Source organism: Blattabacterium sp. (Cryptocercus kyebangensis), from assembly GCF_003226855.1.
In the GTDB taxonomy this organism is placed as follows: Bacteria; Bacteroidota; Bacteroidia; order Flavobacteriales; family Blattabacteriaceae; genus Blattabacterium.
Window position 1 is genome coordinate 171,797 of sequence record NZ_CP029820.1, and the last position, 22,115, is coordinate 193,911.

The window sequence follows — 22,115 nt, forward strand, 5'->3', positions numbered from 1 at the left end:
AATGAAAGAGAAAGCAAAACAAAGATATTCGATGCAAGAAAGAAAAGAATTTCGTAAACTAATACTTGAAAAACTAGAAAAGGTAAAAAAAGATTTGTCAATTCTTAAAGAAAATTTTGCTAATGATCAAAATAATGGAACAGATGATACTTATCCTACATTTAAAGCTTTTGAAGAAGGATCAGAAACACTTAGTAAAGAACAAAATGCTCAAATTATGGAACATTTGCAAAAATTTATACGAAGTTTAAATTCTGCTTTAATTAGAGTTGAAAATAAAGATTATGGAATTTGTCGTATTACAAAAAAACTTATACCTAAAGCACGTCTTATGGCCGTCCCACATACCACTTTAAGTATTGAAGGGAAGAGAGAGGTAGAAGATAAAAGAAAGTAAATTTTTAATTTTTTGAAAAAAATATTTTTAAGTATTTTTCCTATTCTGTTAATAGATCAGATTTTAAAAATTTATATAAAAACTCATTTTGAACTAGGAAAAGGAGTTTCTATATTTTCTTTTTTTTGGATTTTATTTGTGGAAAATCCTGGAATGGCTTATGGTTTTTCTATTGCTCCTGGATATTTTGGAAAAATTATTTTAAGTATTTTTCGTTTTATTCTAGTTTTATTCCTATTTTTTTTTCTTTATAAAAATATAAAGAAAAAATCTTCAAATTATTTAGTTATTCCCACTATTTTTATTTTTTCAGGAGCTATAGGGAATCTTTTAGATAGTTTTTTATATGGATTGTTATTTGATACAGGAACAGTTTATAATAAAGAATCTCATAAATGGATTTCTTATTCAGGAATTTCCAATATATTTCCGTGGAATGGAGGATATGCTTCCCTTATGAAAGGATGCGTAGTTGACATGTTTTATTTTCCTATTTTTGATATTTATATTCCTGATTGGATCCCATTTTTTGGAGGATCTAATTTTCAATTTTTTAAACCTGTTTTTAATGTTTCTGATTTTGTAATATCTATTGGAATTATTTTATTGTTAATATTTAAAAAAAAGATTAAACATGTAAAGATTTTTTGATAATTATAAAAATCTCCATAGATTTGTACCTACCTGATTTTCATTATTGGTAGAAAATTGTTTTGAAAAAATAGCCGGTGTAGCTCAGATGGTCAGAGCACGTGATTTGTAATCTCGGTGTCGTGGGTTCGAATCCCTCCTCCGGCTTTTTTTTGTTTTTTGGGGAGATACTCAAGTTCGGTTAACGAGGACAGACTGTAAATCTGTTGGCTATGCCTTCGCAGGTTCGAATCCTGCTCTCCCCATTTTCACATATTAAGTGGTATTAAGCGGAAGTAGCTCAGCTGGTTAGAGCATCAGCCTTCCAAGTTGAATGTCGCGGGTTCGAATCCCGTCTTCCGCTCCAATTATTATATGGCCAATGTAGCTCAGAGGTAGAGCACTTCCTTGGTAAGGAAGAGGTCACGGGTTCAAATCCCGCCATTGGCTTTTTTTTGAATTTTTTTAAAATTATTAAAAATTGTTAGAAATTATTATTTATCATGGCAAAAGAAAAATTTAAACGTGACAAACCACATTTAAATATAGGGACTACAGGTCACGTAGATCATGGAAAAACCACTTTAACAGCAGCCATTACAAAAGTTTTGTCAGAAATGGGTCTTGCAGAAGAAAAGAGTTTTGATGCAATTGATAATGCTCCAGAAGAGAAAGCTAGAGGAATTACTATAAACACTTCTCATGTAGAATATGAAACAAAAAAACGACATTATGCTCATGTAGATTGTCCTGGACATGCAGATTATGTTAAAAATATGATTACTGGAGCGGCACAAATGGATGGAGCTATTTTAGTGGTTGCCGCAACAGATGGTCCTATGCCTCAAACTAGAGAACATATTTTATTGGCTCGTCAAGTAGGTGTTCCTAAGATTATTGTATTCATGAACAAAGTAGATCAAGTAGATGATCCAGAATTATTGGAATTAGTAGAAATGGAGATACGAGAATTACTTTCCAAATATGAGTATGATGGAGAAAACATTCCTATTGTACAAGGATCAGCTTTAGGAGCTTTAAATGGAGAAAAAAAATGGGTTCAAAAAATTCAGGAACTTATGAATATTTTAGATGAGTATATTCCAGAACCAGTTCGTGAAATGGATAAACCATTTTTAATGCCTATAGAAGATGTTTTTACTATAACAGGTAGAGGGACAGTGGCTACAGGACGTATTGAAACTGGAATTATAAATACAGGAGATTTAGTAGATATTATAGGATTTTGGGAAGAAAAATTATCATCTACAGTAACAGGAGTGGAAATGTTTCGTAAAATATTGGATAATGGACAAGCAGGAGATAATGTAGGGTTATTATTGCGTGGGATAGAAAAAAAAGATATTAAACGTGGAATGGTAATCGGAAAACCAGGATCGATCAAACCTCATAAAAAATTTAAAGCAGAAGTATATATTCTTACAAAGGAAGAAGGAGGGAGGCATACTCCTTTTCATGAAAAATATCGTCCTCAATTTTATTTAAGAACTACTGATGTGACTGGAGAAATTCATTTATTAGGAGGGATAGAAATGGTAATGCCAGGAGACAATATTTCTATGGATGTAAGTTTACATCAACCGGTCGCTTTAAGTGAAAATTTACGTTTTGCTATTCGTGAAGGAGGAAGAACAGTTGGTGCAGGACAGGTTATTCAAATTATGGATTAATAATATTTTAAAAATAAAACGGATGTAGCTTAGCTGGTAGAGCATCGGTCTCCAAAACCGAAGGTCGTAAGTTCGATCCTTACCATCCGTGCATAATCGTAGATAATTATGAAAAAAAAAATTACTTTTTAGAAATTTACGATGAATTTTTTTATTTCATTACATGGCCTAAGTGGATAGATTTGCAAATTACTACATTAATAGTATCGTTTTTTTCTATATTTTTATCCATGTTTTTATATGGTGTAGATGGTATATTTATTTTTTTTATTAAAAAATTGTTTTCCTTATAAAATAATATAAAAGTTCGATGAGTGATTTAGAAAGAAAATGGTATGTTTTAAAAACTATTAGTGGTCAAGAAAATAAGGTAAAATTATATATTGAAAATGAAGTGATAAATAATGGATTTAAAGAGTGTATAGGAAAGGTTTTAGTCCCTATTGAAAAAGTTATACAAATGAGAAGAGGAAAGAAAATTCACAGGGAAAAAGTTCACTATCCAGGATATGTAATGATAGAGACAAATCTTGAATTAGAAGCAGTACATGCAATTAAGAATGTTCCTGGTGTTATTAATTTTTTAAGTGAAGGTAGAGGAGGATCTGCTATTCCTATGCGAAAAGAAGAGGTAAATAAAATGTTGGGAAAAATGGATCAATTATCCGAAAGTTATGAAAATATTAGCATTCCGTTTATAATTGGTGAAACCATAAAAGTAATAGATGGTCCTTTTAATGGTTTTAATGGAACTATTGAAAAAATTAATGAAGAAAAAAGAAAACTAGAATTAGCCGTTTTAATTTTTGGGAGGAAAACTCCTTTGGAATTAAATTTTACACAAATAGAAAAAATTTAGTTAAAAGAAAAATGGATAAAAAAATAGTAAAAAAAATAAAAATACAAAAAATAAATGGTGGGAATGCTAATCCATCACCTCCTATTGGTCCTATTTTAGGAAGTTCTGGAGTGAATATAATGGAATTTTGTAAACAATATAATTTACGGACTCAGGAAAGAAAAGGTAAAATATGCCCAGTTCTTCTTACTATATATGAGGATAAATCTTTTTCTTTTGTGATTAAAAAACCTCCAGTATCCATTCAATTACTCAATATAATTCAAGTAGAAAAAGGATCTAAGGAACCAAATCGTTCTAAAATTGGAAAAATAAGTTTAAATCAAATAAAAATGATTGCAAAAAATAAAATGGAAGATTTGAATTGTTCTTCAATTGAATCTGCTATATCTATGGTATGTGGAACTGCACGTTCTATGGGAATCGAAATTTATAAAAAATAAAAGTATATTCTTATTTTTTTTCTCATGTCAAAAAAATTAACTAAAAATAGAAAAAGAATTTTAGAAAAAATAGATAAGAAGAATAAATATTCTTTAGAAGATGCTACTACTATTATTAAAAAAATTTCTTTTTCTAAATTTGATGAATCTGTAGATATTTCTATTCATCTAGGAATAGATTCACGTTTATCAAATCAAATAATAAGAGGGACTGTTCTATTACCACATGGTATAGGAAAAAATATTTGTGTTTTGGCTTTAGTAAGTAAAGATAAAGAATTGGAGGCTAAAGAAGCTGGTGCAGATTATGTAGGATTGGATTATATAGAAAAAATTAAGTCTGGATGGGTAGATATAGATGTAATAGTAGCTATTCCATCGGTTATGAATAAATTAGGATCTTTAGGAAAGATATTAGGACCAAAGGGTTTAATGCCAAATCCGAAACTAGATACAGTATCTACAAATCCAGGAAAGTCTATTAAAGAAATTAAATCTGGAAAAGTAACATTTAAAGCGGATCGTTATGGTATTATTCATTCTTCTATTGGAAGGATTTCTTTTTCTAATCAATACTTATTGAATAATTTAAAAACTTTTATAAACGAAGTTATCCGAAGTAAACCATCTTCTTCGAAAGGATCTTATATAAAAAGAATTTATTTATCAACGACCATGAGTCCTAGTATTTTATTAGACTCAAAAAGTTTTTTAAAAAAATGAAGAAAGAAAAAAAAAGAAAAGAATTATTAGAATTAATTTCTATATTGTCTGATAATGATACTATATATTTAATTGATATATCCGATTTAAATTCTAATCAAATTTCTATTCTTAGAAAGAATTTTAATAAATTTTATATTCAAATGAAAGTAGTAAAAAATACTTTATTGAAAAAAGCTTTAGAAAAAATTGAAAATAAACAATTAGATTCTTTTTTCCCTATTTTAAATGGGAACACCTCTATTTTAGCTTCTAATTTAGGAGGTGTTCCATCAAAAATCATAAAAAATTTTCATTTTAAAGAAAAGATTGAAAAACCTTATTTAAAGAGTGCATATGTGGAAAATTCTTTTTATTTTGGAAATAAAGATTTGGATATATTAATTAATATGAAATCTAAAAAAGATCTTATAATTGATATTTTGAATATGCTTCAATCTCCAATTGAAAAAATACTTTTTTCTTTAAAATTAGGTGAATATAAAATATCTAGAATTCTAGAATCATTATCATAATGATGATATTGATTCCCCATAATTTCCATAAAAAATAAATAATAAAATGATAGAAAATCTAGCAGAAAAATTGGTTAATCTTACTGTAAAACAAGTTAATGAATTGGCCACTTTTTTAAAAAAAAAGTATGGGATCGAACCGTCTAATACTTTTTTAGGAACATCTGTGGATATTCCTAAAAATAAAGAAAAAAATCCAGAAAAAGAAGAAAAAAATATTTTCAATTTAATATTAAAATCACCAGGAAATTCTAAATTATCTGTAGTAAAATTAGTTAAAGAAATTACGGGTAAAGGACTTAAAGAATCCAAAGAATTGGTAGATAATGTTCCAAATGTTCTTAAAGAGTCTATTGATAGGAAAGAAGCAGAAAGCTTAAAAAAAAGACTTGAGGAAATAGGAGCTGAAGTGGAATTGAAATGATAGGTTAATTTTTTTTCAGAAAAGTTTAAATTACTGTAAAATTTGGTGAATACAGAAAGAATCTCAGAAAAATTAGAAAGAATTACTTTTGCATCGGTGGATAAACAAGTAGAATATCCTGATTTTTTGGATATTCAAATAAAATCATTTAAAGATTTTTTTCAACTTGAAACAAAACCAGAAAATAGGAAAAACGAAGGGTTATTTAAAGCTTTTACCGAAAATTTTCCAATTTCAGATTCAAGAAATTCCTTTGTTTTAGAATTTAAAGGATATTCCATAGATTCTCCTAGATATTCTATAGAAGAATGTATTGAAAGAGGATTGACTTATAGTGTTCCTTTAAAAGCTAAATTGAAACTATATTGTACGGATCCTGAACATGAGGATTTTGAAACAGTATATCAGGATGTTTATTTAGGTACTTATCCATATATGACTCCTTCTGGATCTTTTATTTTCAATGGATCAGAACGTGTTATTGTATCTCAATTACATCGTTCTCCTGGAGTTTTTTTTGGACAATCTCATCATGCAAATGGGACTAAATTATATTCTGCGAGAATTATTCCTTTTAAAGGATCTTGGATTGAATTCGCTACTGACATAAATAGTGTTATGTATGCATATATTGATAGAAAGAAAAAATTACCAATGACGACCTTACTTCGTGCAATTGGATATGAAAGAGATAAAGATATATTAGAAATATTTAATTTAGCGGAAGAAGTTAAAATAATAGAAAATAACAAGAATATTTTAGACAGGACTCTTGCTGCTAGAATATTGAAAATATGGCATGAAGATTTTGTCGATGAAGATACAGGTGAAGTAGTTTCCATAGAAAAAAATGAGATTTTAATAGATAGGGATATTGTTATAAAACAAGAGCATATAGATCTAATCCTTCAAAACGAAATAAAAACAATTTTATTGCATAAAGAAGGAGGAAAAAAGAAAGATTATTCTATTATTTACAATACTTTGCAAAAAGATCCTACTAATTCTGAAAAAGAAGCAGTAGAATATATATATAGGCAACTTAGAAATACAGAACCGCCTGATGAAGAAACAGCTAGAGGAGTTATAGATAAGCTTTTTTTTTCAGATGCTAGATACAGTTTAGGCCCTGTAGGAAGATATCGTTTAAATAAACGTCTTGGGTTAAATCTAGATCCCAATTATTTAGTTTTGACTAAGGAAGATATTATTGCCATAGTTGAACATTTGAATGCTTTGTTCAACTCTAAAAGAGAAGTAGATGATATAGATCATCTATCCAATAGACGTGTAAGAACTGTAGGAGAACAACTTTATACTCAGTTTAGTATTGGTTTATCTAGAATGTCTAGAACTATTAGAGAAAGAATGAATGTTCGAGATAATGAAGTTTTCATGCCGATAGATTTGATCAATTCTAAAACATTGTCTTCCGTTATAAACGTTTTTTTTGGAACTAATCAATTATCCCAATTTATGGATCAAACAAATCCATTATCTGAAATAACTCATAAAAGAAGATTATCTGCTTTAGGTCCTGGTGGATTATCTAGAGAAAGAGCAGGATTTGAGGTTAGAGATGTTAATTATTCCCATTATGGAAGATTATGTCCTATTGAAACTCCAGAAGGACCTAATATTGGTTTAATTTCTTCTCTTTCTGTTTTCGCAAAGATCAATAATATGGGATTTGTAGAAACTCCTTATAGATCTACTAATAAAGGAAAAGTAAATTTAAAATCTAAGATAAAATATTTAAGTGCAGAAGAAGAAGAAGGTAAAATTATTGCACAAGCTAATGCTATAGATAAATATGGAAATTTTATATCTGATAGAATTATTGCTCGTGAAGATGGAGATTTTCCAATAGTAAAATCGAAACAAGTAGATTATCTAGATGTAGCCCCTAATCAAATAGCCTCTATTTCAGCTTCTTTAATTCCTTTTTTGGAACATGATGATGCTAATAGAGCTCTTATGGGATCTAATATGATGCGTCAAGCCGTTCCATTGTTAAAACCTGAATCCCCTATTGTTGGAACTGGATTAGAAAAACAAGTAGCAATAGATTCTCGAATTTTGATTAATGCAGAAAAAAATGGAATAGTAGAATATATTGATGCAAAAAAAATAATTATTCGTTATGATAAAACGGATAGAGAAGAATTGGTAAGCTTCGATTCTGAAATTAAAGTTTATGATTTGATAAAATTTAGAAAAACAAATCAAAATACATGTATTACTTTAAAACCTATTGTTAAAAAAGGAATGAGAATAGTAAAAGGGCAAATTCTTTGTGAAGGATATGCTACTGAAAACGGAGAGTTAGCTTTGGGAAGAAATTTGAGAGCGGCTTTCATTCCTTGTAATGGTTATAATTTTGAAGATGCTGTTCTAATTTCAGAAAAAGTAGTGAGTGAGGATTGGTTTACATCAATACACATAGATGAATATTCTTTAGATGTACGGGACACAAAATTAGGAATGGAAGAATTAACAAATGACATTCCTAATGTTAGTGAAGAAGCTACTAAAGATCTGGATGAAAATGGAATTATACGTGTTGGAGCGGAGGTTAAACCTGGAGATATTCTTATTGGAAAAATAACTCCAAAAGGAGAATCTGATCCAACTCCAGAAGAAAAATTATTAAGAGCTATCTTTGGAGATAAAGCAGGAAATGTAAAAGATGCTTCTTTAAGAGCCGAGCCTTCTTTATTTGGTATTGTAATTGATACAAAACTATTTACTAGAAGTATAAAAGATAAAAAATCTAGAACTCAGGATAAAATACAAATAGAACGTATAGAAAAAGAATACGATAAAAAATTTTTGGATTTAAAAAATAAGTTTTTAAAAAAATTATATACTATTTTACATGGGAAAATTTCTCAAAAAATTGTTTTTAATGAAAAAAAACAGGAATTTATAGAAAAAGGAACTAAGTTTAGCCTAAAACTATTAAATAGTATATCTGATTATATAAATATATCTCCATATAATTGGACTTCTGATGTAGAGATTAACAATCTTATATCAGAAATATTGCATAATTATAAAATATCATTTAACGATTTGAATAGTGTTTTGAAACATAAAAAATTTTCTATTACTGTTGGAGATGAATTACCTTCTGGAATTATTAAAATGGCTAAAGTTTATATTGCAAAAAAAAGAAAATTAAAAGTAGGAGATAAAATGGCAGGTAGACATGGAAATAAAGGAGTTGTAGCACGTATCCTTCGTGAAGAAGATATGCCATTTTTAGAAGATGGTAGTCCGGTAGATATTGTTTTAAATCCATTAGGAGTCCCTTCTAGAATGAATATTGGACAAATATATGAAACGGTATTAGGTTGGGCAGGATATAAATTAGGTATTAAATTTTCTACCCCTATATTTGATGGAGCTACTATAGAAAAAATATTAGAGTATACAAAAAAAGCGGGCCTTCCAAATTTTGGAACTACTTATTTATTTGATGGAGGGACGGGAGAAAGGTTTGATCAACCTGCTACAGTTGGTGTTATATATATGTTGAAATTAGGTCACATGGTAGATGATAAAATGCATGCTCGTTCGATAGGACCTTATTCTCTTATTACTCAACAACCTTTAGGTGGAAAAGCACAGTTTGGAGGTCAACGTTTTGGAGAAATGGAAGTTTGGGCATTAGAAGCATTTGGTGCCTCCAACATTTTACGTGAAATATTAACTGTTAAATCAGATGATGTAATAGGAAGAGCTAAAACTTATGAATCTATAGTTAAAGGAGATCCTATTCCAGAGCCAAATAATCCAGAATCTTTTAATGTTTTGTGTTTTGAGCTAAAAGGATTAGGTTTGGATATTAATTTAGAAGAGTGATAATTTTTTTTATTGTCCTTTACTTATATTTCTAGATATATATCTATATGATACATTAAAAAATGAATAGAAAAAAAAATAGCAGATTCAATAAAATTACAATTAGATTAGCTTCTCCAGAAACTATATTAAAAGAATCTCATGGAGAAGTTTTAAAACCAGAAACAATTAATTATAGGACTCATAAACCAGAGAGAGATGGCCTTTTTTGTGAACGTATTTTTGGTCCAGTAAAAGATTATGAGTGTGCTTGTGGAAAATATAAAAGAATACGTTATAAAGGAATTGTTTGTGATAGATGTGGAGTAGAAGTTACTGAAAAAAAAGTTAGGAGAGAACGAATGGGTCATATTAGCCTTGTTGTTCCAGTTGTTCATATTTGGTGTTTTCGTACTTCTCCTAATAAAATAGGATATTTATTGGGATTACCATCTAAGAAACTTGAAATGATCATTTATTATGAACGGTATGTAGTAATACAAGGAGGATTATCTAATCGTCCAGATGGATCAACTTTTCAAAAAGGAGATTTTCTTACCGAAGAAGAATATTTATATGTTTTATATAAACTCCCAAAAGGAAATCAGTTGTTAGAAGATACGGATCTTAATAAATTTATAGCTAAAATGGGGGCAGAATGTATAGGAGATCTTTTAAATCGTTTAGACTTAGATCTTTTATCTCTTGAATTAAGAAATCAAGCTCACAACGAAACTTCTAAACAAAGAAGAACTGAAGCCTTGAAACGGTTACAAGTAGTGGAATCTTTTAGAGAAGGTAAAAAAAATGGAGGTAATGTTTCTTGGATGATTATTCATGTTTTATCTGTTATTCCACCTGAATTACGACCTTTAGTCCCTTTAGATGGAGGGCGTTATGCAGCTTCTGATATGACTGATTTATATCGTCGTGTACTTATAAGAAATAATCGTTTGAAAAGACTTATGGAAATTAAAGCTCCCGAAGTTATTTTAAGAAATGAAAAGAGGATGCTTCAAGAAGCTGTAGATTCTCTTTTTGATAATTCAAGAAAAGTTTCTGCAGTAAAATCTGAAGGTAATCGTCCTTTGAAATCATTGTCCGATTCTTTAAAAGGGAAACAAGGTAGGTTTAGACAAAATCTTCTTGGAAAAAGAGTAGATTATTCTGCACGTTCAGTTATTGTAGTAGGACCTCATTTAAAATTACATGAATGTGGATTACCTAAAGATATGGCAGCCGAGTTATATAAACCTTTTATTATACGAAAATTGATTGAAAGAGGGGTAGTAAAAACTGTAAAATCTTCTAAAAAAATTATTGATAAAAGAGTTCCAATGATATGGGATATTTTGGAGAATGTATTAAGAGGACATCCTGTCCTGTTAAACAGAGCACCGACTTTACATAGATTAGGTATTCAAGCATTTCAACCTAAATTAATAGAGGGGAAAGCGATACAATTACATCCTTTAGTTTGTGCTGCTTTTAATGCAGATTTTGATGGAGATCAGATGGCCGTACATTTACCTTTATCTCCTGGAGCAATTTTAGAAGCTAAACTTCTTATGTTAGCATCTCAAAATATTTTAAATCCTGCTAATGGATCTCCTATTACTGTTCCATCTCAAGATATGGTATTAGGGTTATATTATATGACTAAACCTTTATATTCATCAAAAAATAAAAAAATAAAAAAAAAGGTTTTTATCTTTTATTCTCCGGAAGAGGTAGAAATAGCCTACTATCATAATATAGTGAAATTGCATACCCTTATTAAGGTAAAAGTTAATCTTCTAAAAGATGATAATTTTCTGTATAATCAGTTAATAGAAACTACTGTAGGTCGAGTTTTATTTAATCAAGTGGTTCCTAAAAAAGTAGGATTTATTAATGAATCCCTTACGAAAAAATCTTTAAGAGAAATTATTGGAAAAATTTTACATTTTACAGATGTCCCTACTACTGCTAAATTTTTAGATGATATTAAAGAATTAGGTTTTTATAATGCATTTAAAGGAGGTCTTTCTTTTGGATTAGGAGATATTATTATTCCGAAAGATAAAAATAATATGGTAGATGATGCTATTAAGCAGGTTGATAATGTAAAAATGAATTATAATATGGGATTAATCACAAATAACGAACGTTATAATCAAGTTATTGATATTTGGACTAATACAAATGCAATGCTTACAGAAAAAGTAATGAAACGTATGCGTGAGGATAGAAAGGGATTTAATCCTGTTTATATGATGTTAGATTCTGGTGCTAGAGGATCTAAGGAACAGATTCGTCAACTTTCTGGTATGCGAGGTTTAATGGCTAAACCTCAAAAAGCTGGATCTTCTGGTGGAGAAATTATTGAAAATCCAATTTTATCAAACTTTAGAGAAGGGCTTTCTATTTTAGAATATTTTATATCAACTCATGGAGCTCGTAAAGGATTAGCAGATACTGCTTTAAAAACGGCAGATGCTGGATATCTTACACGACGTTTAGTTGATGCGGCACAGGATGTTATTATAAAAATGGAGGATTGTAAAACCTTGCGTGGTTTAAAAATATCTTCTTTAAAAAAGAATGAAGAAATAGTGGATACGTTATTTAATAGAATTTTGGGAAGAATATCTTTAAATGATATTTATCATCCTAAAAAAAATAAACTAATAGTTTCTTCTGGAGAAATGATTAATGAAAAAATTTCGTATTTAATTGAAAAAGCTGGAATTGAATTTGTAAAAGTTCGTTCTCCACTTACTTGTGAATCTAAAATGGGAATTTGTTCTAAATGTTATGGTAGAAATTTATCTACAGGAAAAATAGTTCAAAAGGGGGATGCGGTAGGAGTTATTGCTGCTCAATCTATTGGAGAGCCTGGAACGCAATTAACTCTTCGAACTTTTCATGTTGGAGGAACGGCTGGAAATATTGCTGAATCTTCGCAAATAATAGCAAAATATGATGGAATTATAGAATTTGAAGATTTAAAAATTGTAGAAACAAAAAATGATTATGAAAAAAAAATAAGAATAGTTGTTTCTCGTTCTACAGAAATGAAACTTTTTAATAAAAATAAATCCTCTATTTTAATGATTCATAATATTCCTTATGGAGCTACTTTATATGTTAAACATGGTGATAGATTAAAAGAAGGAGATAAAATATGTAAATGGGATTTGTATAATGCAGTTATTGTTTCAGAATATACTGGAAAAATATCTTATCAACATTTAGAACAGGGATTGTCTTTTCAAGTAGAGATAGATGAACAAACTGGATTTCAAGAAAAAGTTATTACAGAAGTAAGAAATAAAAATTTAATACCAACATTAAAAATTGTTGATAATAATAACCAAGAATTGAAAGTTTATAATTTACCAGTAGGTGCTCATTTAATGGTAGAAGATGAAGAAAAAATAGAAATAGGAAAAATTTTGGTTAAAGTTCCTAGAAGAACTGCTAAATCTGGTGATATTACAGGAGGGTTACCTCGTTTATCAGAATTGTTTGAGGCTCGTAATCCTTCTAATCCAGCTGTAGTATCAGAAATGGATGGAATAGTCATCCATGGAAAAATAAAAAGAGGAAACAGAGAAATTATTGTTGAATCTAAAACAGGAGATATAAAAAAATATCTCGTAAAACTTTCTAATCAGATTCTCGTTCAAGAAAATGATTATGTAAAAGCGGGAATGGCTTTATCGGATGGTGCTGTAACACCTAATGATATCTTAAATATAAGAGGACCTAGAGCAGTTCAAGAATATTTAGTTAGAGAAATCCAGGAAGTTTATAGATTACAAGGTGTAAAAATTAATGATAAACATTTTGAAATTATTGTTTTGCAAATGATGCGAAAGGTAGAAGTTATAGATATAGGAGATACTAGATTTTTAGAAGGTAATATTGAGTATAAAGATGATTTTATAGAAGAGAATGATAGAATTTCTCAAATGAGAGTTGTTGAATCTTCTGGAGATTCTGAAAATTTTAAATCTGGAGATATAATTAGTTATAGAGATTTTAGAAATGAGAATGCAGTTTTAAAATATAAAAAAAAGAAATTGATAAAAACTAGAAATGCAATTCCAGCTACTGGAAGACCTATATTACAAGGAATTACTAGATCAGCTTTACAAACTAAATCCTTTATATCTGCAGCTTCTTTTCAGGAAACTACAAAAGTTTTGAGTGAAGCAGCTATAAGTAGCAAAACAGATAATTTATATGGATTAAAAGAAAATGTTATTGTAGGTCATAAAATACCTGCAGGAACTGGATTAAAAGAATATGAAAATACTTTATCAGAAATTTTATAATTCAATTTTTTTATTCTTATCATTTATTTTTTTCCATTGATCTTTCATGGAAACTGTTTTATGAAAAATTAATTTTTTATTGTATTTTTTCGTTGTCCCTACATAAAAATATCCAATTCTTTGGAATTGAAAATGATCTCCCTTTTTAGCTTTGTGAATAGATGGTTCTGCATAACCTATAATTTTTTCTATTGATTTAGGATTTATATATTGGTTTAAATTTTTATCTGTTTTTTCTATTAAAAAAAGAGAATTATATATATATATATTTATGGGAATAGAATGTTTTATAGAAACCCAATGTAGAGTACTTTTTATTTTTCCTTTTTTTTTAATATTTTCTTTTTTTCCAGATTTGCTTTTAGGATCATAAGTACAGTGTACTTCTATTATTTTTCCATTAGAATCTTTTATAATAGAATTCGCTTGAATAATGTAAGCATTTTTCAGTCTTACTTCACATCCAATTGAAAGTCTGAAAAATTCTTTTCTTTTTTTTTCTAAAAAATCATTTTTTTCAATATATAAATATTTTGAAAAAGGAATTTTTCTATGTCCAAATCTTGGATTTTCTGGATTATTTTCTGAATCTACCCATTCTATTTTATTTGAAGAATAATTATCAATAATTAATTTAATTGGATCTAATACAACCATTACTCTAGGAGATATTTTGTTCAAATGTTCCCTAATTTTAAATTCTAAAAGAGATGTATCAATAATATTATTTCTTTTTGAAATTCCTATCTCTTGAATAAAATTTTTTATACCTATAGAGGTATAACCTCTATGACGTAATCCAGATATTGTAAAAATACGAGGATCTTCCCAAGATTGTATTATTTTTTTATTTATTAAATATTGTATTTTTCTTTTACTAGTTATAGAATAGCTTAAATTTAATCTTGAAAATTCTATTTGTTTAGGTCTTATTTTATTTTTTTCACAAACTTGATCCAGATACCAATTGTATAAAGGACGTCTGTTTTCAAATTCCAATGTACATAAAGAATGTGATATTTGTTCAATATAATCACATAGACCATGTGTCCAATCATAAGTAGGATAAATACACCATTTATGTTTGGTACGATGATGTTTTTTTTTCAAAATTCTATACATAATTGGATCTCTCATATTCATATTTGAGGAACTCATATCTATTTTTGCTCTTAATACACATGTCCCTTCCTCAAAAAATCCTTTTTTCATTTTTTCAAATAAATATAGATTTTCATTTATAGATCTATTTCTATAATTGCTGTTTATTCCAGATTCAAAAGGATTTTTTCTTTGAAACTGAATAATTGCTTTAGGTAGATTATCTACATAAGCTTTATTATTTTTAACAAGTTCTATAGCCCATTCGTAAAGTTGTTGAAAATAGTCTGAAGCATAGTATTCTTGATCCCATTTAAAACCTAAAAATTTTATGTCTTTTTTTATAGAATCTGTAAATTTTATTTTTTCTCCAATAGGATTTGTATCATCAAATCTCAAATTTACTGGAGCATTGTACTTTTTTCCTAATTCAAAATTTAGGTAAATAGCTTTAACATGTCCTATATGAAGATAACCATTTGGTTCCGGTGGAAATCTAAATCTTATCTTTTCAGAAGAAAATCCATTTTTTATATCTTCTTCTATTATTTTTTCAATAAAGTGTAAATGTGATTTTATTATCAGAAATAATTAAATACCCAATAAATTTAATGATTTTTTTTCTAAAAAATATATTTTTGTTATATCAATAAAATTCTATACTAGTGAATTACTCTGAAACTATTCAATGGATTTTTAATCGTCTTCCAAGTTATCAAAATATTGGATTAAAATCATATAAACCAGGTTTACAAAGAATCAAAACTTTTTGTTCTTATTTAGGAAATCCCCAGAATTATTTTAAAAGTATTCATGTAGGAGGGACAAATGGAAAAGGATCTACAGTACATATGTTATCTTCTATCTTACAAGAAGAAAGATATAATATAGGATTGTTCACTTCACCTCATTTAATAGATTTTAGAGAGAGAATAAGCTATAATGGATTTCTTATAGAGAAAGATTTTATTATAGATTTTATTAAAGAAAATAAAAAAATCATTGAAAAAGAACAAATGTCTTTTTTTGAAATGAATACCGCTTTGGCTTTTCAATATTTTAAAGAAAAAAAAGTTTATATAGCTATAATTGAAGTAGGAATGGGGGGGCGTTTAGATTCTACTAATATCATATATCCTGAAATATCCATTATTACTAATATTAGTGAAGATCATACAGAATTTCTTGGAGAAAATAGATTGAAAATTTCTTTAGAAAAAGCAGGTATTATAAAAAAAAATAAATCAGTTGTAATTGGAAATAAAATATCCAATGATATACGATTTCTTTTTTTGAAAGAGTCATTTAAAAAAAATTCTCCTATATATTTTTCAGAAAATATAAAAGATTATTCTAAATATAAAATTCCATTTGAAGCAAATTATCAAAATTTAAATAAAATTATTGTATTAAAAACTATAGATATTTTGAATAAAAGAAAAAATATTATTATTTCGAATAAATCTATAAAAAATGGATTAAAAAATGTCGTTAAAAATACTAATTTTAGAGGTCGTTGGCATATTTTACAGTATAAACCAAAAATTATTTGTGATATAGCTCATAATGAAGATGGATTATTTATGATAAAAAAACAATTGAAAAAAGAATTATACGAGAATTTACATTTGATATTAGGTTTTGTAAAAGAAAAAAAAGTAGAAAAGTTATTAAAATATTTTCCTAATGAAGCTTTTTATTATTTTTGTCAACCAAATATAGAAAGAAAATTTCCTATTTATAATTTAAAAAAATTGGTAAAAAAAAATTTTAAAAACTATAGAAAAATCGATTTTTTTACTTCTGTAAAAAAGGCTTATTTATACGCTAAATATAAAGCAAAAGAAAAAGATTTGATTTTAATAAGTGGAAGTACTTTTATTGTTTCTGAAGCTTTAATTGTAAATTTTTCCTTACATTTGGAAAAATAATATAAAGGGGCAATTAGCTCAGTTTGGTTTAGAGCATCTGTTTTACAAGCAGGGGGTCACTGGTTCAAATCCAGTATTGCCCACCTTATTTAAAATAAAAGAGAATATTTTATCTTTTTCTTTTGGGTTAAACCATGTGATGGAAGAGTCTTTTCTATACCATGTTAATTGTCTTTTCGCATATTTTCTGGTATTTTTTTTTATTTCCTTTGAAATTTCTTGAATAGAATATTTTTTTTTAGAAAAAAAATTAAAAATTTCTTTATATCCTATAGTATTTAGGCTATTTAGATGTCTGTAAGGATAATATTTTTTTGCTTCTTCTAATAATCCATTTTGGATCATTTTTTCTACTCTGTTATTTATTCGAAAATTAATTTCATCTTTTGATAAAATTAATCCGATTTTTAAAATCGTAAAATTTTTTAAATACTTTTTTTTAAAAAAAAAAGTAGGAGGTTGCCCTGTAGTTTGAAATATTTCTAAATATCGTATTAAACGTCTTGGATTATTAATATCCAAATAATTTGGGACTTTTCCATATTTTTGAACTTTTTTTTGTAAAAAAAGGATCCCTTTTTTTTTAAAGTTAAAAATTAAATTGTTTCTAATGTTTAAATCAATATCTGGAATATCAGATAATCCATCTGTTACCGCTTTTTCATATAATCCGGATCCTCCTACCATGATTAAAATAGAATATTTATGAAATAGTTTTTTTATTTTTTCTAGAGATTCTCTCTCAAAATATTTTGCATTATAAATTTGATGAATAGTCAAATGTCCTATGAAATGATGAGGGACCAATTGAAGTTCTTCTATAGTTGGAATAGAAGAACCTATTTTTAGTTCTTTATAAAATTGTCTAGAATCACAAGATAAAATTTCCGTTTTCAATTTTTTTGCTAAAAAAATGGAAACAGATGTTTTTCCCACACTTGTTGGACCTAAAATAAAAATGAGGAAATTTTTTTTCAATTTTTGAATTCAGAATATTTAGATAATTTTTTAAACATCCAGTAATCTACTATAACTAAGGCAGTCATGGATTCTACAATAGGAATTGCACGAGGTAGAACACAAGGATCATGTCTTCCTTCCCCTTCTATAATTGAAAAATTTCCATATTTATCTATAGTTTTTTGTTTTTTCATAATTGTTGCTACAGGTTTAAAGGCTATTTTAAAATAAATATCCATTCCATTTGATATTCCACCTTGAATTCCACCAGATAAATTAGTTTTAGTAGTCCCATCAACATTAAATAAGTCGTTATGTTGAGATCCAGTTAATTGAGTACCAAAAAAACCACTACCATATTCAAACCCTTTTACAGCATTAATTGAAAGCATTGCCTTTGCTAATTCAGCATGTAATTTATCAAAAATAGGTTCCCCAATTCCCAATGGAATATTCTTTATAACACAAGTTATAGTTCCTCCTATAGTATCTCCAATTTTTTGGATTTTATGAATTAATGATAACATTTTTTTTTCAGTATATGGATCTGGACATCTTATAGGTGATTTTTCTATATTTTTTTCAGATAAATCAAGATCTTGATAAGATTTATTTATTGCAATATTTCCTACAGAAGAAACATAAGATATAATATGAATATCTTTTATTAATTGTTTGGCAATAGATCCAGCAACCACTCTGCATATTGTTTCACGAGCTGAAGATCTACCACCTCCTCTATAATCTCTTATTCCATACTTTTTTTCATATGTAAAATCTGAATGAGAAGGTCGATATAGATTTTTTATATGTTTATAATCCTCAGATTTATGATCTTTATTATAAATTATAAAACCAATAGGTGTTCCTGTAGTTATTCCATCTAAAATACCCGAAAGAAAATTTACTTGATCAGGTTCATTTCTTTGAGTAACAATAGATGATTGACCAGGTCTTCTACGATTTAATTCTTTTTGTATATCTTCAAAATTCAATTTTAATCCTGCTGGACATCCATCAATAATTCCTCCTAAAGAATTTCCATGACTTTCTCCAAAAGTAGTAATTCGAAATAAATTTCCAAAAATATTACCCGCCATAAATTAATTTAATCATTTAAAAAACTTTATTTTTTTATTTCTATAGAAAGAGGTCTTCCAAAATGATTTATTCTACTCATTCCTGTTAGAATTTTATTTTGATAACGTTTTTCTACCTCAAATAAGGAAAAATTTGATAAAATTTCTATATGGCCAATATTAACACGTGAATTATTATTAACTACTTGATTAATTAAGTTAATTAATCTTAATTTTGTTAAATTATCTTTGGATCCTATATTTAAAAAAAGTTTAGAAAAAGATTCTTTTTTGAATTTTTTGGATTTAAAAAAAGATCCTTTCTTGAATTTTTTTGTATAGAAAAAGGAAGAATTAGATTTAGAGGAAGGAATAATATTAATGTCTTTAGAATTTTTATAAGAAGAAATAAAACGATTAAATTCTATCCAAGAAAAACGTTTGATTAATTCTTCTTTATCGAATGATTCTAATTTTTTTTGTATTTCCGGAAAAAATGGAATCATTGATTGTTCATCAACTATTACATTTTTTACCTTTTCTATAAAATAGATTAGTTGTTTCTCGCATATTTCTTTTCCAGAAGGAATCATAGTTCGTTCAAAAGTTTTTTCAATCTTTTTTTCAAATTCTCGTAAATTTTTAGTCTCTTTAGAATGAATAATACAAACAGAAATACCTGTATTTCCAGCTCTACCCGTTCGACCACTTCTGTGAACATAAATTTCACTTTCATCAGGGAGATTATAGTTTATAACATGAGTAATATCATTTACATCTATTCCTCTAGCAGCAACATCTGTTGCTACAAGCAATTGTAAATTTTTTTTTCTGAATCTATTCATAACAGACTCACGTTGTGCTTGTGATAAATCTCCATAAATAGAATCTGCATTATAACCATCTTGTATTAAGGATTCTGCTATTTCTTTAGTCTCTTTTCTAGTTCTACAAAATATAATTCCATAAATTTCTGGATGAATATCTACGATACGTTTTAATGCTAAATATTTATTTGAATTACTTACTATGTAGTAAATATGTTTTACATCATCAGAAGAAATATTTCGTTTTCCTGTAATAATTTCTTTAGGTTCTATTAAATAAGAATGTGCTATAACATTCATATATTTAGACATTGTCGCTGAAAATAGGAGACTTTGTCTTTTTTTTGGTAATTTTGAAATAATGGAATCTAATTCTTCTTTAAATCCCATATTTAGCATTTCATCCGCTTCATCGAGTACTAAATATTTAATATTAGATAAATACAATTTATTTCTTCGAATTAAATCAATAATTCTACCTGGTGTTCCTACAATTATATGATTGCTTTTTTTAAGAGATTTTATTTGATTATCTATGCTCACTCCACCATATAATGAAATAATTTTTATTAGTGAAATATATTTTGAAAAACGAAAGAGATCACGTGTAATTTGAATACAAAGCTCTCTTGTAGGGCATAGTATTAATGCTTGTGGGTTACGAATTTCTAAATTTATTTTTTGTATAATAGGTAATCCAAAAGCCGCTGTTTTTCCAGTACCTGTTTGAGCTAATGCTATTATATCTTTTTCTGATTCTAATAAAAATGGAATTACTTTTTTTTGTATAGGAGTAGGAGATTTAAATCCAATAGCTTCTATAGCTTGAATAATTTTATCGTTTAAAAAATTGTATTCTTTAAAGGTTTTCATAAACGAAATAAATTAATAAAAATAAAGACATTATTATTATTTTTTATATCACAAATATAGATATTTAATCGTTAATGATTACTTAATAAATTTATTCTTCAAAAGAAGATTAGAAGTTTTATATTTTCCTTTTTCTTTTATAAGTCTTTTAGTTATAGTTTCATATCTTATTATCAAAAGCATAGATGATAAAGTAATCCCTATGCATAATCCAATCCATACACCTTTTCCACCCATTTTAAAATATATGGAAAATAACCATGCTATAGGTAATGCGATAATCCAATAAGAAAAAAAACTTATACACATAGGAACATTAACATCTTGTATTCCTCTTAATGCTCCAATGATTATTCCTTGTATTCCATCAGATATTTGAAAAATACTAGCAATTATAATCATTTTTTCTGCTATATAAACTACTTCATAATCGTTTTTTATATATAAATAAGGAATATAACTTCGAAAAAAGAAAAATATAAGACTACATATTAACATAAATATTATTCCCATAATTATAACCGACCATCCTACTTTTCTTAATTCAGAATAATTTTTTAATGCTAACTGATTTCCTATTCTAATTGTTGCTGATACAGAAAATCCTGTACTAAGAAGAAAAGTAGAGGAGACAAGATTAAGTACTATTTGATGTGCAGCTAATTCTTTTATTCCACATTTTCCGGATATAAAAGAAGAGATAGAAAAAGCACTCATTTCAAATAACATATGCAATCCGGAAGGAATACCTATTTTTAGAATTTTTTTCAAATATTTTTTTTTAAAAAAAAAATATTTAAAATGATTATAATAATTACGAACTTTTTTGTATTTATATAATAAAAAATAAATACCTATTAACATGGTAATTCTGGAAATTAAAGTAGCATAAGCTACTCCAGAAATTCCTAATCTTGGTATTCCGTAGAATCCATTAATGAACGAATAATTAAGAAAAATATTAATAAAAGCAGAGATCCAAGTAATGATTAGACTTGGAAAAACTAAAGATAATCCTTCTGAAAATTTTCTAAAAACTTCGAAAATCATCCATGGGATCAAAGAAAAAGCTGTAATTCTTAAGAACGATATTGCATCATTTAAAATTTCTTTAGGTTGTCCTAAATATGGAAGAATATAGAAGAAAATATGTATAAAAATATACATGAGTATTGATAAAAAAAAATTGAGAATCAATCCATGATAGAAAATAACAGCTCCTTTTTTATACTCATTTTTTGCATCTACTGATGCTATTAAAGGAGATATAGCCGTAGATATTCCAAATCCAAAAATAACGAGTACAAGAAATACAGAGTTAGCTAATGAAACTGAAGCCAAAGCTTTTTTACCTAAAAGACCAACCATTATATTATCAGATATTCCAACGCTTATAACTCCTAATTGTGTAAAAGATACCGGGATCGCTAATAAAAGATTTTTCTTAAAATGCTGTAAATATGTTTTATATTTTTTTATTATTTGAATAATAAA

At 27.4% G+C, this 22,115-nt stretch carries 17 protein-coding genes and 6 tRNA genes; 18 read left to right on the forward strand and 5 right to left on the reverse strand.

Annotated features, from left to right (window positions below; genetic code table 11):
- Position 1: 1 nt before the first annotated feature.
- From DM815_RS00805 to rpoC, 16 genes are all read left to right on the forward strand, one after another.
- A complete protein-coding gene (locus DM815_RS00805; protein WP_110508626.1) occupies positions 2–397 on the forward strand; it encodes a TraR/DksA family transcriptional regulator in 396 nt (131 codons plus the stop codon).
- Between the two features lie 12 nt (positions 398–409).
- A complete protein-coding gene (locus tag DM815_RS00810; RefSeq protein ID WP_110508628.1) occupies positions 410–1,048 on the forward strand; it encodes a lipoprotein signal peptidase in 639 nt (212 codons plus the stop codon).
- Between the two features lie 73 nt (positions 1,049–1,121).
- Positions 1,122–1,195: transfer RNA gene (locus tag DM815_RS00815), tRNA-Thr, on the forward strand.
- A gap of 14 nt (positions 1,196–1,209) precedes the next feature.
- Positions 1,210–1,293, forward strand: a tRNA-Tyr gene (locus DM815_RS00820).
- A gap of 24 nt (positions 1,294–1,317) precedes the next feature.
- Positions 1,318–1,394 (forward strand) — tRNA-Gly (locus tag DM815_RS00825).
- An 11-nt stretch (positions 1,395–1,405) separates the two neighbouring features.
- Positions 1,406–1,477: transfer RNA gene (locus DM815_RS00830), tRNA-Thr, on the forward strand.
- 53 nt (positions 1,478–1,530) lie between these two features.
- On the forward strand, positions 1,531–2,718 hold the full coding sequence (gene tuf, locus DM815_RS00835) for an elongation factor Tu (protein WP_110508630.1): 1,188 nt from the start codon (positions 1,531–1,533) through the stop codon (positions 2,716–2,718).
- Positions 2,719–2,736: 18 nt separating this feature from the next.
- Positions 2,737–2,809: transfer RNA gene (locus tag DM815_RS00840), tRNA-Trp, on the forward strand.
- Between the two features lie 4 nt (positions 2,810–2,813).
- The gene (locus tag DM815_RS03220; protein WP_110508632.1) at positions 2,814–3,011 is read left to right on the forward strand and encodes a preprotein translocase subunit SecE; all 198 of its coding nucleotides are present in this window, start codon (positions 2,814–2,816) and stop codon (positions 3,009–3,011) included.
- Between the two features lie 17 nt (positions 3,012–3,028).
- Positions 3,029–3,577: a transcription termination/antitermination protein NusG gene (nusG, locus tag DM815_RS00850; protein WP_110508634.1), complete on the forward strand. Its 549-nt coding sequence runs from the start codon at positions 3,029–3,031 to the stop codon at positions 3,575–3,577.
- A gap of 11 nt (positions 3,578–3,588) precedes the next feature.
- A complete protein-coding gene (rplK, locus tag DM815_RS00855) occupies positions 3,589–4,020 on the forward strand; it encodes a 50S ribosomal protein L11 (protein WP_110508636.1) in 432 nt (143 codons plus the stop codon).
- A 24-nt stretch (positions 4,021–4,044) separates the two neighbouring features.
- Entirely contained in the window at positions 4,045–4,743 is a 699-nt protein-coding gene (gene rplA, locus DM815_RS00860) for a 50S ribosomal protein L1 (protein WP_110508638.1), read from the forward strand.
- On the forward strand, positions 4,740–5,258 hold the full coding sequence (rplJ, locus tag DM815_RS00865; RefSeq protein WP_110508640.1) for a 50S ribosomal protein L10: 519 nt from the start codon (positions 4,740–4,742) through the stop codon (positions 5,256–5,258). The genes rplA and rplJ overlap by 4 nt, the downstream gene beginning before the upstream one ends.
- Before the next feature lie 46 nt (positions 5,259–5,304).
- On the forward strand, positions 5,305–5,682 hold the full coding sequence (rplL, locus tag DM815_RS00870; protein ID WP_110508642.1) for a 50S ribosomal protein L7/L12: 378 nt from the start codon (positions 5,305–5,307) through the stop codon (positions 5,680–5,682).
- A 42-nt stretch (positions 5,683–5,724) separates the two neighbouring features.
- Positions 5,725–9,549 carry a DNA-directed RNA polymerase subunit beta gene (gene rpoB / locus DM815_RS00875; RefSeq protein ID WP_110508644.1) on the forward strand — a complete coding sequence of 1,275 codons (3,825 nt, stop codon included), beginning with the start codon at positions 5,725–5,727 and terminating at the stop codon, positions 9,547–9,549.
- A 62-nt stretch (positions 9,550–9,611) separates the two neighbouring features.
- Positions 9,612–13,850 (forward strand): DNA-directed RNA polymerase subunit beta', encoded by a 4,239-nt coding sequence (gene rpoC / locus DM815_RS00880; RefSeq protein WP_110508646.1) that lies wholly within the window; start codon positions 9,612–9,614, stop codon positions 13,848–13,850.
- Here the strand turns inward: rpoC and DM815_RS00885 are convergent.
- Positions 13,845–15,536, reverse strand: coding sequence for a glutamine--tRNA ligase/YqeY domain fusion protein (locus tag DM815_RS00885; RefSeq protein WP_110508648.1), 1,692 nt, complete (start codon positions 15,534–15,536; stop codon positions 13,845–13,847). The genes rpoC and DM815_RS00885 overlap by 6 nt on opposite strands.
- A gap of 80 nt (positions 15,537–15,616) precedes the next feature.
- Between DM815_RS00885 and DM815_RS00890 the strand changes: the two genes are divergently transcribed.
- On the forward strand, positions 15,617–16,882 hold the full coding sequence (locus DM815_RS00890) for a bifunctional folylpolyglutamate synthase/dihydrofolate synthase (RefSeq protein WP_110508650.1): 1,266 nt from the start codon (positions 15,617–15,619) through the stop codon (positions 16,880–16,882).
- Positions 16,883–16,889: 7 nt separating this feature from the next.
- Positions 16,890–16,965, forward strand: a tRNA-Val gene (locus DM815_RS00895).
- Here DM815_RS00895 and miaA read toward each other — a convergent pair.
- The 4 genes from miaA to DM815_RS00915 all read right to left on the reverse strand — a co-directional run bounded on the left by miaA (position 16,925) and on the right by DM815_RS00915 (position 21,989).
- On the reverse strand, positions 16,925–17,818 hold the full coding sequence (miaA, locus tag DM815_RS00900) for a tRNA (adenosine(37)-N6)-dimethylallyltransferase MiaA (protein ID WP_410491982.1): 894 nt from the start codon (positions 17,816–17,818) through the stop codon (positions 16,925–16,927). The genes DM815_RS00895 and miaA overlap by 41 nt on opposite strands.
- A gap of 38 nt (positions 17,819–17,856) precedes the next feature.
- Positions 17,857–18,942, reverse strand: a complete 1,086-nt coding sequence (gene aroC / locus DM815_RS00905) for a chorismate synthase (protein ID WP_110508652.1) — start codon at positions 18,940–18,942, stop codon at positions 17,857–17,859.
- Positions 18,943–18,968: 26 nt separating this feature from the next.
- Entirely contained in the window at positions 18,969–20,621 is a 1,653-nt protein-coding gene (locus tag DM815_RS00910; RefSeq protein ID WP_110508653.1) for a DEAD/DEAH box helicase, read from the reverse strand.
- A gap of 78 nt (positions 20,622–20,699) precedes the next feature.
- Complete coding sequence (locus DM815_RS00915; RefSeq protein ID WP_235610020.1) at positions 20,700–21,989, reverse strand: MATE family efflux transporter; 1,290 nt, start codon at positions 21,987–21,989, stop codon at positions 20,700–20,702.
- Positions 21,990–22,115 lie beyond the last annotated feature (126 nt).

Coding starts and splice junctions, on each gene's coding strand:
- rplK (WP_110508636.1), top strand. CDS start 3,589: ATGGATAAAAAAATAGTAAAAAAAATAAAAATACAAAAAATAAATGGT.
- tuf (WP_110508630.1), top strand. CDS start 1,531: ATGGCAAAAGAAAAATTTAAACGTGACAAACCACATTTAAATATAGGG.
- DM815_RS00910 (WP_110508653.1), bottom strand. CDS start 20,621: ATGAAAACCTTTAAAGAATACAATTTTTTAAACGATAAAATTATTCAA.
- DM815_RS00805 (WP_110508626.1), top strand. CDS start 2: ATGAAAGAGAAAGCAAAACAAAGATATTCGATGCAAGAAAGAAAAGAA.
- rplJ (WP_110508640.1), top strand. CDS start 4,740: ATGAAGAAAGAAAAAAAAAGAAAAGAATTATTAGAATTAATTTCTATA.
- rpoC (WP_110508646.1), top strand. CDS start 9,612: ATGAATAGAAAAAAAAATAGCAGATTCAATAAAATTACAATTAGATTA.
- DM815_RS00915 (WP_235610020.1), bottom strand. CDS start 21,989: ATGGTTGGTCTTTTAGGTAAAAAAGCTTTGGCTTCAGTTTCATTAGCT.
- rplL (WP_110508642.1), top strand. CDS start 5,305: ATGATAGAAAATCTAGCAGAAAAATTGGTTAATCTTACTGTAAAACAA.
- rplA (WP_110508638.1), top strand. CDS start 4,045: ATGTCAAAAAAATTAACTAAAAATAGAAAAAGAATTTTAGAAAAAATA.
- aroC (WP_110508652.1), bottom strand. CDS start 18,942: ATGGCGGGTAATATTTTTGGAAATTTATTTCGAATTACTACTTTTGGA.
- nusG (WP_110508634.1), top strand. CDS start 3,029: ATGAGTGATTTAGAAAGAAAATGGTATGTTTTAAAAACTATTAGTGGT.